We start from the raw sequence: 12,033 nt of genomic DNA on the forward strand, positions 1-12,033 counted from the left end.
TGAGCCGCCGGGGAACGTGCCGCCCGGCCGACGGAACTCCCTACGATCACTACGTGGTCACCTTCCAGTTCGCACGCACGGCACCGCTCCCCCTCGACGAGGCCTGGCGCCGGCTCACCGAGTGGACCCGGCACGGCGACGTGGTCCCGCTGACCCGCGTCACCGTGGTCACTCCCGGGCCCACCCGGGAGGGCACCGTGTTCGTGGCCCGGTCCGGGATCGGGCCGTTCGCCTTCGACGACCGCATGGAGGTCACCGTCTGGTGTCCGCCGGACGACGACGGCGGACCGGGCCTGTGCCGGCTGGAGAAGCGCGGCCGCACGGTCCGGGGCTGGGCGGAGATCGAGGTCCGCCCCGGCCCCGGCGGCCGGACCCGGGTCATCTGGCGCGAGGAACTCCGGCCGCGCTTCGTGCCGTCCCTCTTCGATCCGCTCGTACGCCCCGTGGCCCGCACGGTGTTCGGCCGGGCGGCCAACCGCCTGCTGCGCCGGCCCTGACGCCACCCTCTGCCCTCCCGTCCCCCTGCCCCCTCCCCCGCGCCACTCCTGACCCCTACGACCCGCTGGGAAGCGCGCGGGGCGCGGCCGCCCGTCCCGTGCCGCCGCCCGCGCCCCCGGGGCCCCCTGGGCAGCCCCCGGCGGTCATGGCAGGGTGACTCCATGACGGGCGTGGACGTGCGGGCGGAAGAGGTCGAGGCGCTGGCCGTGGACGGGCTGCGATGGCTCCTCGGGGTCGCCCGGAAGACGGACGGCGGAGGACTCGGATGGCCCGCCGCCCCTTCCGGCCAGGCGGTCGGGACGGACCTGTACACCGGGACCGCCGGGATCGTGCCGACGCTGCTGGAGGCGCGACGGCACTTCGGGGACGACGCCTACGGCGACGCCGCCCTGCGCGCGGCACGCACGCTCACGGTGGCCGCCGACACCTGCGAGGACGACTCGCTGTACTTCGGGCGCACCGGGATCGCCCTCGTCCTGCGGGCCGTCCACCGCGAGCTGGGCGACGGCGCGGCCGGGGCCGCCGCCGACCGGGCCCTGGTCCGGGTGCGGTCACGGTTCGACGGGACGCGCTGGGGCGAGCTGTTCGAGCTGATGGGCGGCAACGCGGGAATCGGCCTCGGCGCGCTCGCGGCGGGCGACGCCGAACTGGCCGTACGGGCGCTGGAGCCGTATCTGCGGACGGCCGAGGAGACCGCGGCGGGCGTGCGGTGGGCGCACCGGCCCGGCATCGAGGCGCGGCTGCACCACATCTCGCACGGCACGCTCGGGATCGTGTACGGGCTGGCCGCGGTCGGCGCGGCGACCGGCCGCGCGGACCTGGTGGAGCTGGCGGCGGCCGGGGCCGCGGATGTGGTGGCCCGCGACGAAGCGGGCGCAACCGGCTTCCTGGTCCCGCACTCCGACCCGCAGTACCGGCCCGATCTGATCGAGCGGTACAGCTACGGCTGGTGCCACGGGCCGGCCGGGGACGCCCAGGTCTTCCGGCTGCTGCGGGACGTCCTCGCCGAGCCGGCCTGGCAGGATCTCGCCGACCGCTGCTGGCGCACCGTCACGCACTCCGGTCTGCCGAGCCGGCTGCGCCCCGGCTTCTGGGACAACCAGGGCCGCTGCTGCGGCACGGCGGGGGTGCTCGCCCTGGCCTGCGACCGGATCGCCGAGCAGGACGACTCGCCGGAGTTCGCGCGGGTCCTGGTCGCCGACCTGGTGAGCCGGGCGACCCGCGACACCGACGGCGCCCGCTGGTCCAACGTCGAGCACCGGTCCGACCCGGGTGTCCTCGAGCCACGGACCGGCTGGGGTGCGGGTGGCGCGGGCATCGTGCGCGAGCTGCTGCGCTTCGTGCGGCTGAGCGAGTCGGGCGACCCGTACTACGCGTTCGCCTGGCCGGACCAGCCGGTGGTCCGCCGGGCGGCGATCGGGACACCGGTTGACCCACGGGCTCGGCCGGCGGTCCGTGCTCAGGCGACCGAGCCGACCCTCCCGGCCGGCACCGACGCCGGGTCGTGATGGATCGGGGTGTGCGCCCCGGTCAGCGGGACCCCGCTGCCGCCACGCCGGCCGGCGACGATCTCCGCGGCGATGGACAGGGCGGTCTCCTCGGGCGTACGGGCACCCAGGTCGAGGCCGATGGGTGACCGCAGCCTGGCCAGCTCCGCTTCGGTGACGCCGACCTCGCGGAGCCGCTCGTTGCGGTCGAGGTGGGTGCGGCGCGAGCCCATGGCGCCGACGTAGGCGACCGGCAGCCGCAGGGCGAGCCTGAGCAGCGGGACGTCGAACTTGGCGTCGTGGGTGAGGACGCACAGCACCGTCCGCGCGTCCACCTCCGTGCGCTCCAGGTACCGGTGCGGCCAGTCGACGACGATCTCGTCGGCCTCGGGGAAGCGGTCACGGGTGGCGAACACCGGGCGGGCGTCGCACACCGTGACGCGGTAGCCGAGGAACCCACCGATCCGCACCAGCGCCGAGGCGAAGTCGATCGCGCCGAAGACGATCATGCGGGGCGGCGGCACCGAGGCCTCGACGAGGACGGTGAGCGGGGTCCCGCACCGGGAGCCCTGCTCGCCGATCTCCAGGGTGCCGGTGCGGCCCGCGTCGAGGAACGCGCCCGCCTCGGCGGCCACCGTGCGGTCCAGTTCCGGATGGGCTCCGAAGCCGCCGTCGTAGGAGCGTCGGGGCGCACGAGCAGGGCGCGGCCGACGAGTGGGGCCGGGCCGCTCACGACACGGGCCAGCGCCGCCGCCGTGCCGGACGCCGCGGCCCGCAGGCCGGCCGTGACGACCGGGCGGACCGGGTCACCGGCCCGTACCGGGGTGACGAGGATGTCGATGACGCCGCCGCAGGTCAGTCCGACGGCGAAGGCGTCGTCGTCGCTGTAGCCGAAGCGTTCGAGGACCGGCTCGCCGTCGGTGAGCGCCTGTTGGCACAAGTCGTACACCGCGCCCTCCACACAGCCGCCGGAGACCGAGCCGATCGCCGTGCCGTCGGCGTCCACCGCGAGGGCGCGCCCGGCCGGCGGGGCGCGCTGCCGCCGACGGCCACCACGGTGGCGACGGCGAAGTCACGGCCCTGCTCGACCCACCGGTTCAGCTCCTCGGCGATGTCCAGCATGTCTCGGTCTCCTTCACTGCGGTCGTGCGGAGGGCGGTCGGGAGCGGCTAGTGGACGCCCAGCCAGCTCTCGATGGGGTTGAGGGCGAAGTACACCAGGAAGATCACCGTCAGCCCCCACATGAAGGCGCCGATCTCCCTGGCCTTGCCCTGGGCGGTCCTGATGGCCACGTACGAGATGACGCCGGCCGCGACGCCCGCGGTGATGGAGTAGGTGAACGGCATGATCACGACGGTGAGGAAGACCGGGACGGCGGTGGTCCGGTCCGACCAGTCGACATGGCGGGCGTTCATCATCATCATGGCGCCGATGACCACCAGGGCAGCGGCGGCGACCTCGCCCGGCACGATCGCCGTCAGCGGCGTGAAGAACAGGCAGGCGGCGAAGAACAGGCCGGTGACGACCGAGGAGAGGCCGGTCCGGGCGCCCTCGCCGACACCGGTCGCCGACTCGACGAACACGGTCTGGCCGGAGGCGCCCGCGACGCCGCCGATCGCGCCGCCGGCGCCGTCGACGAACAGCGCCTTGGACAGGCCCGGCATCCGGCCCTGCTCGTCGGCGAGTTTCGCCTCGGTGCCGACGCCGATGATGGTGGCCATCGCGTCGAAGAACCCGGCGAGCACGAGCGTGAACACGATCATGCCGACGGTCATGGCGCCGACCTCGCCCCAGCCGCCGAACTCGACCTGGCCGAAGAGCGAGAAGTCCGGCATCGAGACGGCGCTGCCGTGCAGTTCGGGGGCGCCGCTCGCCCACTGGTCCGGGTCGATGACGTCCAGTGCGTTGAGGAGCACGGCGAGTACGGTGCCGCCGGCGATGCCGATCAGGATGGCGCCGGGGATGCCGCGGGCCTGGAGCATGAAGATGGCGAGGAGGGTGACGGCGAACAGGAGCACGGGCCAGCCGGCCAGTTCGCCGGCCGGGCCGAGCGAGACGGGGGTCGCCTCGCCCCGGTGCACGAAGCCGGCCTTGTAGAAGCCGATCAGGGCGACGAACAGGCCGATGCCCATGGTGATCGCGTGCTTGAGGGCGAGCGGGATCGAGTTCATGATCATCTCGCGCAGGCCGGTGACGACCAGCAGCATGATGACCACGCCGTAGATCACGCACATGCCCATCGCCTGCGGCCAGGTCATCTGCGGGGCGACCTGGGAGGCGAGGACGCCGGAGACGGAGAGGCCGGCGGCGAGCGCGAGGGGCACCTTGCCGGCGAAGCCCATCAGCAGGGTGCTGAGGGCCGCCGCGAACGCGGTCGCGGTGATCAGGGCCTGCTGGCCGAGGGTGGCCCCCGACACGTCCTTGCCGGACAGGATCAGGGGGTTGAGCAGGAGGATGTAAGCCATCGCCATGAAGGTGGTGACGCCGCCGCGCACTTCACGCGTGACGGTCGATCCTCGCCGGGATATGTGAAAGTACCGGTCGAGCCAGGACCTGCCGGCCGGGACGCGGGTTCCCTCGCCCGCGTCTTCGGCTGTGGTCCTGGGCTCCAGTGACTGCTGGGTCATGGTGCCGTCTCCCAAGGTTCACAGGGACACCCGCGGTTGCCGTCGGCGGTCGCGGGATTTGGGATGTGCACGACCCGGGGGACGGCCCAGGACGAACAGTTCGGGGCCCGGGGGACGAACTCGGCGTCCCCCGGGCGGACTTGCCGGTTCAGTCCGTGGAGGGGGCTGTTCCGGTGAGGTGTTCGGGGCGGACCGGTGTCCTGTTCAGCTCCAGCCCGGTGGCGGCCCGGATCGCCGCGAGCACCGCCGGGGTCGAGGACAGGGTGGGAGCCTCGCCGATGCCGCGCAGCCCGTACGGGGCGTGGTCGTCGGCGAGTTCGAGGACGTCGACCGGGATGGTCGGCGTGTCGAGGATGGTCGGGATCAGGTAGTCCGTGAAGGACGGGTTGCGCACCTTCGCGGTCTTCGGATCGACGATGATCTCCTCCATCACCGCGATGCCCAGGCCCTGGACGGTACCGCCCTGGATCTGGCCGAGGACGGACAGCGGGTTGAGGGCCTTGCCGACGTCCTGGGCACAGGCCAGTTCGACGACCTTGACCATGCCCAGTTCGGTGTCGACCTCGACGACCGCGCGGTGGGCGGCGAAGGAGTACTGCACATGGCCGAAGCCCTGGCCGGTGCGCAGGTCGAAGGGTTCGGTGGGCCGGTGCCGCCACTCCGCCTCGACCTCCACGGCCTCGTCGCCGAGGACGTCCACCAGGTCGGCGAGCACCTCGCCGCCGTCGGTGACGACCTTGCCGTCCTCCAGCAGCAGTTCGGCGGTGGCCCAGGCCGGGTGGTAGGAGCCGAACTTGCGGCGCCCGATCTCCAGCACCCTCTCCCGGACCAGCTCGCAGGAGTTCTTCACGGCGCCACCGGTGACGTACGTCTGCCGTGAGGCCGAGGTGGAACCGGCGCTGCCCACCTCCGTGTTGGCCGGGTGGATGGTGACCTGGGCGACGCCCAGCTCGGTGCGGGCGATCTGCGCGTGGACGGTGACCCCGCCCTGGCCGACCTCCGCCATCGCGGTGTGCACGGTGGCCACCGGCTCGCCGCCGACGACCTCCATCCGCACCCGGGCGGTCGAGTAGTCGTCGAAGCCCTCGGAGAAGCCGACGTTCTTGATGCCGACCGCGTAACCGATTCCCCGGACGACGCCTTCGCCGTGCGTCGTGTTGGACAGACCGCCGGGCAGCTGCCGTACGTCCGCGCCCTCGCTGGACTCCCACTGACGCTCCGGCGGCAGGGGCATCGCCTTGACGCGGCGCAGGAGTTCGGCGACCGGGGCCGGGGAGTCGACGGGCTGGCCGGTCGGCATGACCGTGCCCTGTTCCATGGCGTTGAGCTGCCGGAACTCCACCGGGTCCAGGCCCAGTCGGTGGGCCACCTTGTCCATCTGCGCCTCGTAGGCGAAGCACGCCTGGACCGCGCCGAAGCCGCGCATCGCGCCGCAGGGCGGGTTGTTGGTGTAGAGGGCGACGGCCTCGACCTCCACGTCGTCGACGACGTACGGGCCGACGCCGAGGGAGGCCGCGTTGCCGACGACGGCCGGGGAGGCGGAGGCGTACGCGCCGCCGTCGAGGACGATGCGGCACTTCACGTGGGTGAGCTTGCCGTCCTTGGTCGCACCGTGCTCGTAGTACAGGCGGGCCGGGTGGCGGTGGACGTGTCCGAAGAAGGACTCGAAACGGTTGTAGACGATCTTGACGGGCTTCCCGGTGCGCAGGGCCAGCAGGCAGGCGTGGATCTGCATGGACAGGTCCTCGCGGCCGCCGAAGGCGCCGCCGACACCGGAGAGGGTCATCCGTACCTTGTCCTCGGGCAGGCCGAGGACGGGCGCGATCTGGCGCAGGTCGGAGTGGAGCCACTGGGTGGCGATGTAGAGGTGGACGCCGCCGTCCTCCTCGGGCACGGCGAGGCCGGACTCGGGGCCGAGGAAGGCCTGGTCCTGCATGCCGAAGTAGTACTCGCCCCGGACCACGACGTCGGCCTTCTCGGCGGCCTTGGCCACGTCGCCGCGGATGATCGGCTGGCGGTGGACGATGTTCGGGTGGGCGACGTGGCCGGCGTGGTGGTCGTCGCGGCCCTCGTGGACGTGGATCGCGTCGGGGGCGGTCGCGGAGGCCTCGTCGGTGATGACGGGCAGTTCGCGGTACTCGACCCTGATCTTCGCGGCGGCGCGGCGGGCGGTCTCCGGGTGGTCGGCGGCGACGATCGCGACCGGCTCGCCGTGGTGGCGGACCTTGCCGTGGGCGAGGACGGGGGTGTCCTGGATCTCCAGGCCGTAGTTGCGCACCTCCGTCGGCAGGTCGTCGTACGTCATGACGGCGTACACGCCCGGCAGGGCGAGGGCCTCGGCGGTGTCGATGGAGACGATCTCGGCGTGCGCGACGGTGGAGCGCAGGATCTGGCCCCAGAGCATGTCCTCGTGCCACATGTCGGACGAGTACGCGAACTCGCCGGTGACCTTGAGGGTGCCGTCCGGGCGGAGCGTGGACTCGCCGACGCCGCCCCTGGTGTGCGCACCCTGGGTGATCTTGGTGGGGGTGCCGCTGGGGGAGGACATCGTGCTGTTGGAGGGTCCGGACACCTCAGACCACCTCTCCCTGCCGGGCGGCCGCCAGGCGGACCGCGTCCATGATCTTCTCGTAACCGGTGCAGCGGCACAGGTTGCCCGAGAGCGCCTCGCGGATGTCCGCGTCGGTCGGGTTCGGGTTGCGCTCCAGCATCTCGTCGGCGGCGACCAGCAGTCCGGGGGTGCAGAAGCCGCACTGGACGGCGCCCGCGTCGATGAACGCCTGCTGGACCGGGGAGAGTTCGGTGCCCTCGCCGGTGTGGGAGTCCTGCGGCCGCGCGGCCCGTTCCCCGGCCTCGTCGAGCGGGGCGCCCTCCGGCGTGCCGTCCGACGCGCCGGCGGACGTGCTGTCCGGGGTGCCCTCGGAGTGGCCACCGCAGGCGCCGGTTCCGCAGGAGCGCTGCCTGGCGAACTCCGCGAGCCCTTCGACGGTGACGACCTCGCGGCCCTCGGCCTGGCCGGCGGCGACCAGGCAGGAGCACACCGGCACGCCGTCGAGACGGACGGTGCAGGAGCCGCACTCGCCCTGCTCGCAGGCGTTCTTGGAGCCGGGCAGACCGAGCCGCTCGCGCAGCACGTACAGCAGGGACTCGCCCTCCCACACGTCGTCGGCCTCCTGCGGGCGTCCGTTGACGGTGAAGTTGACGCGCATCACGCAGCTCCCTCGGTGGTACGGCGGGTGCCGCGGTACGACTCCCAGGTCCAGGTCAGGGTCCGGCGGGCCATCACGCCGACCGCGTGGCGGCGGTAGCTCGCGGTGCCCCGGACGTCGTCGATCGGGTTGCAGGCGGCGGCGCACAGGTCGGCGAACTGCTTGGCGACCGACGGGGTGATGATTTTCCCGTTGTCCCAGAATCCGCCTTCGTCCAGTGCGGCGTTCAGGAACTCCTCCGCGGTCCTCGCCCGGACGGGGGTCGGCGCGGCCGAGCCGATGCCGGTGCGGACGGTACGGGTCTCGGGGTGCAGGGCCAGCCCGAAGGCGCAGACCGCGATCACCATGGCGTTGCGGGTGCCGACCTTGGAGTACTGCTGGGGGCCGTCGGCCTTCTTGATGTGGACGGCGCGGATCAGCTCGTCGGCGGCGAGCGCGTTGCGCTTCACGCCGGTGTAGAAGTCGTCGATGGGGATACGGCGGGAGCCGCGCACCGACTCGACCTCGACCTCGGCGCCCGCGGCGAGCAGAGCGGGGTGGGCGTCGCCCGCCGGGGAGGCGGTGCCGAGGTTGCCGCCGACGCCACCGCGGTTGCGGATCTGCGGGGAGGCCACGGTGTGCGAGGCGAGGGCCAGGCCGGGCAGCTCGGACCGCAGGTTCTCCATGATCTTGGTGTAGGGGACGGAGGCACCGAGCCGCACGGAGTCCTCGCCGGCCTCCCACTCGTACAGGTCGCCGACGCGGCCAAGGTCGAGGAGGTACTCGGGCCGCCGGTGGTCGAAGTTGATCTCGACCATCACATCGGTGCCACCCGCGATCGGCACGGCGGTGGGGTGCTCGGCCTTCGCGGCGAGCGCCTCCTGCCAGCTGGCGGGGCGAAGGAAGTCCATGACCGGCTCTCTTCTTGGTCTCGTGAGTCGTTCGGTTCGAGCCAGATCGGGTGCGGCGGTCCGGGCTCGTTCATGTGCTGTTCACGCGGATCGTGGTCAGTACACAGCGCCGTACTCCACCCGGGTCAGTCACGGAAAGCATGAAGGAGTTGGCTGGTCGGGGCGGTCATCTTGTAGATTCGTATGAACGGAGGTCATCGGTAACCTCCCGGTTCTCCCGTGGAAACGTGGGAAACGACCCGGCAATCTGAGAATGCCGCTCGTGAGGGTGCTCATGAGGGCCGGGAGCCCTTCGCCGGGGCCCGCTCGCCCCGCGACCCCTCACCCTTCATCGTAGATTTCCGGACAAAGAACGGCGGCGACGAGAATGCGGCTGCGCGCACTGCTGGACACCGACGCGCTGGGCCTGCGGCTGCTCGGCGGCCAGGACGAGCTGGACCGTACGGTACGCGGGGTCATGACCACCGACCTGCGCGACCCGAGCCGTTACCTCTCCGGCGGTGAGCTGGTGCTCACGGGGCTGGCCTGGCGCCGGGACGCCGCGGACTCCGAGCCGTTCGTACGGCTCCTGGTGCAGGCCGGGGTGGCCGCGCTCGCCGCCGGTGAGGCCGAGCTGGGCGACGTGCCCGACGATCTGGTCCTGGCCTGCGCCCGGCACCGGCTGCCGCTGTTCGCGGTGCACGAGTCGGTGGCGTTCGCGACGATCACCGAACACGTCGTACGGCAGGTGTCCGGCGAGCGCGCCGGGGACCTCGCGGCGGTCGTCGACCGGCACCGCCGGATGATGACCTCGGGGCCGGCGGGCGGCGGCCCGGACGTGGTCCTGGACCTCCTCGGCTCCGACCTGGACCTGCGGGCGTGGGTGCTCTCCCCCGCGGGCCGGCTCATCGCGGGCCCGAAGGCGGCGGGGCCGGCGCTCCCGGCGGACGTGTGCGCGAAGCTGGCCGCCGAGCATCTGGCGGCGGTCCGCACCGGCCGGCGGGGCCCCCACCGGGTGCTCGTCGGCGGTGCGACGTACTCGCTGTTCCCGATCCGCAGCAGCGGGCGCGCCCCGCAGGCCGCCCACGCCGCGCGGGACGTGCGCGAGAGCGTGCTGTCGGACTGGCTGCTCGCCGTCGAGGCGGACGCCGGGGACTGGGCGGAGGAACGGCTCGACCTGCTCCAGGGCGTCACCCAGCTCATCTCGGTCGAGCGGGACCGGCGGGACGCGGCGCGCACGGTGCGCAGAAGGCTCGCCCAGGAGGTGCTCGAACTCGTCCAGACGGGCGCGGCGCCCGCCGAGATCGCGGCCCGGCTGCGGGTCGCGGCGCCGGTGCTGCTGCCGGGGCTCGGGGCCGCGCCGCACTGGCAGGTGGTCGTGGCGCGCGTCGAGTGGGACGGCGGGGAGATCGAGGGCGGCCCGGTCACCCAGTCGCTCCTGGAGGAGATCCTGGTCGACCCCCACGCCACCGGCCCCGAGCCCTCCGACCGTATCGCCGTCGCCCACTCCGGGGACGAGGCCATCGCCCTCGTCCCGCTCCCGGCGGTCTCCAGCGAGCACGACGGCTCGGAGTCCGGCGTCCTCGCCGACGCCCTCCTGGCCTCCGTGCGGGAACCGCTTGCCGCGGGCCTCGACGGCGACGGCCGGGTCACGTTGGGCGTCAGCGCGGCGGTGCACTCCGCGGAGGGGCTGCGGGGCGCCCTGGAGGAGGCCCGGCACGCCCGCCGGGTGGCGGCCGCCCGTCCGGGCCGGGTGTGCGCGGCGGGCCACCAGGAGCTGGCCTCGCACGTCCTGCTGCTGCCCTTCGTCCCCGACGACGTCCGCCGCGCCTTCACCGCCCGCCTCCTGGACCCCCTGCGCGAGTACGACCGCCGGCACCGCGCCGAGCTGATCCCGACGCTGGAGGCGTTCCTGGAGTGCGACGGCTCCTGGACCCGCTGCGCGTCCCGGCTCCACCTGCACGTCAACACGCTGCGCTACCGCGTCGGCCGCATCGAGCAGTTGACGGGCCGTGACCTCTCGCGGCTCGAGGACAAGCTGGACTTCTTCCTGGCACTGCGGATGAGCTGAAACCCGTGGGGCCCCTCGACTCCCCCGACTTTGTGAAAAGCTTCACCCGCCCCCTTGGCCCGGCCCTGCGATCCGTGTTGAGATGCGGCCACCACTCATAGCTCAACGGTGTGCTGGGCCTGCCCTTCGGATCAGGTCGGTCGTGAGGGGCGGTGCCTTGTCACGCCGGTGAGCGGGGCCGGGTGCGTGCGGCTGCGCGGCGGAGCGGGGAGTCGACGCGGGGCGTCGGGGACCGACGACGACGCAGCTGGGCGTGGTCTGCCCCGCGACCTCGAGCTGATCCGAAGGACAGGACCCCGGGGAGGGCAACGTGGCGTATTCCGCCATGTCTGGCAATGGAACTTCCGCTGGCGACGATCCCCTCCAAACCGCGGTGTGGCGGCTGCGCTCGCGGGCCTGCTGGGCCGACGCGGCGGCGCTGCTTCCGCCGGACAGTGCGGCGGGGGCCGTCCAGCGGGCCGCTCTCCTCGTGGAGCGGTGCCTCTACACCGAACAGGGCTGGCAGGAGGCGGAGGACGCGCTGCGGACGGCGGAGGCCCTGGCCCACACCGACGAGGAGCGGGGCGCCGCCGCTTGTGAACGGGGGCACTTGGCGTACACGGCGACGGTGCACGGGGTGCGCGACCGGGCCGACGAGGCCCGGGCAGCGCTCGGCCGGGCGGCCGCGCTGATCCCTCCGGACGCGGCGGGGCGGCCCCTGCTGGACTTCCGGCGCGGACTGCTCGCGGAGAACCTGACGCGCTCCCCGCAGTCCGCTCGCGCCGCGTACCGGCGCGCGCACGCGGCCGCCGCGGCCCGCTCCGACGCCCTGCTGCTGTCCTTCACCTGGCGTCACCTCGCGGGCCTCGCCCTGCGCGACGGCGACACGGCCGAGGCCCGGCACGGGTTCGCCGAATCCCTGCGCATCCGGGAGGAGTTGGGCTATCTGGTGGGCACGGCGCCGGCCCTGGTGTCCCTGGCGGACGCGGAGACCGAGCCCGAGGCGTCCCGCCTGCGCGAGGAGGCACGGCGCCTGTTCCGCCTCCTGGGCGGCGTACCGACCTGGCTGACACGGCAGTTGGCACCCCCACCGGCGGCTACGGCGTAGGGGGCGGGGACCGGGCCGGGGAGCGAACTCCGGCCGGCTTCGGAGGGACGTATCAGCGTTTCCGGAACGGCAGTTGGCGCCCTCACCGACGGCTATGGCGTAGTGGCCGGGCGGGGGGCCGGCCAGGGAGCGAACTCCGGCCCGGCTTCGGAGGCGCTTTCAGCATGAGCGGCACGGCAGTTGGC

Annotated in this window: 8 protein-coding genes and 1 pseudogene; 4 read left to right on the top strand and 5 right to left on the bottom strand. The window is 73.3% G+C overall.

The window, feature by feature from the left end; translation table 11 throughout:
• Window positions 1–53: 53 nt before the first annotated feature.
• Together BM536_RS25845 and BM536_RS25850 are read left to right on the top strand one after the other, a co-directional pair.
• Entirely contained in the window at window positions 54–497 is a 444-nt protein-coding gene (locus BM536_RS25845; RefSeq protein WP_073497328.1) for an SRPBCC family protein, read from the top strand.
• A 162-nt stretch (window positions 498–659) separates the two neighbouring features.
• Entirely contained in the window at window positions 660–2,006 is a 1,347-nt protein-coding gene (locus BM536_RS25850; RefSeq protein WP_094103569.1) for a lanthionine synthetase LanC family protein, read from the top strand.
• On the opposite strand, the pseudogene BM536_RS25855 reads toward BM536_RS25850, so the two are convergent.
• The 5 genes and pseudogenes from BM536_RS25855 to BM536_RS25875 all read right to left on the bottom strand — a co-directional run bounded on the left by BM536_RS25855 (window position 1,958) and on the right by BM536_RS25875 (window position 8,711).
• A pseudogene (locus BM536_RS25855) lies at window positions 1,958–3,107 on the bottom strand (XdhC family protein). The gene BM536_RS25850 and the pseudogene BM536_RS25855 sit on opposite strands and share 49 nt — an antisense overlap.
• A 47-nt stretch (window positions 3,108–3,154) precedes the next feature.
• Window positions 3,155–4,612 carry an NCS2 family permease gene (locus tag BM536_RS25860; RefSeq protein WP_073497326.1) on the bottom strand — a complete coding sequence of 486 codons (1,458 nt, stop codon included), beginning with the start codon at window positions 4,610–4,612 and terminating at the stop codon, window positions 3,155–3,157.
• A 148-nt stretch (window positions 4,613–4,760) separates the two neighbouring features.
• Window positions 4,761–7,160 carry a xanthine dehydrogenase family protein molybdopterin-binding subunit gene (locus BM536_RS25865; RefSeq protein ID WP_073497338.1) on the bottom strand — a complete coding sequence of 800 codons (2,400 nt, stop codon included), beginning with the start codon at window positions 7,158–7,160 and terminating at the stop codon, window positions 4,761–4,763.
• 25 nt (window positions 7,161–7,185) lie between these two features.
• On the bottom strand, window positions 7,186–7,821 hold the full coding sequence (locus tag BM536_RS25870) for a (2Fe-2S)-binding protein (RefSeq protein WP_073497324.1): 636 nt from the start codon (window positions 7,819–7,821) through the stop codon (window positions 7,186–7,188).
• Window positions 7,821–8,711 (bottom strand): FAD binding domain-containing protein, encoded by an 891-nt coding sequence (locus BM536_RS25875; protein ID WP_073497322.1) that lies wholly within the window; start codon window positions 8,709–8,711, stop codon window positions 7,821–7,823. Before BM536_RS25875 ends, BM536_RS25870 begins: the two co-directional genes overlap by 1 nt.
• A 367-nt stretch (window positions 8,712–9,078) precedes the next feature.
• On the opposite strand from BM536_RS25875, the gene BM536_RS25885 reads away from it, so the two are divergent.
• Window positions 9,079–10,761, top strand: coding sequence for a PucR family transcriptional regulator (locus BM536_RS25885; RefSeq protein WP_094103570.1), 1,683 nt, complete (start codon window positions 9,079–9,081; stop codon window positions 10,759–10,761).
• Window positions 10,762–11,071: 310 nt separating this feature from the next.
• Entirely contained in the window at window positions 11,072–11,848 is a 777-nt protein-coding gene (locus tag BM536_RS25890) for a hypothetical protein (RefSeq protein WP_073497320.1), read from the top strand.
• Window positions 11,849–12,033 lie beyond the last annotated feature (185 nt).

Origin of the sequence: Streptomyces phaeoluteigriseus, from assembly GCF_001896135.2 — a bacterium.
GTDB lineage: Bacteria > Actinomycetota > Actinomycetes > Streptomycetales > Streptomycetaceae > Streptomyces > Streptomyces phaeoluteigriseus.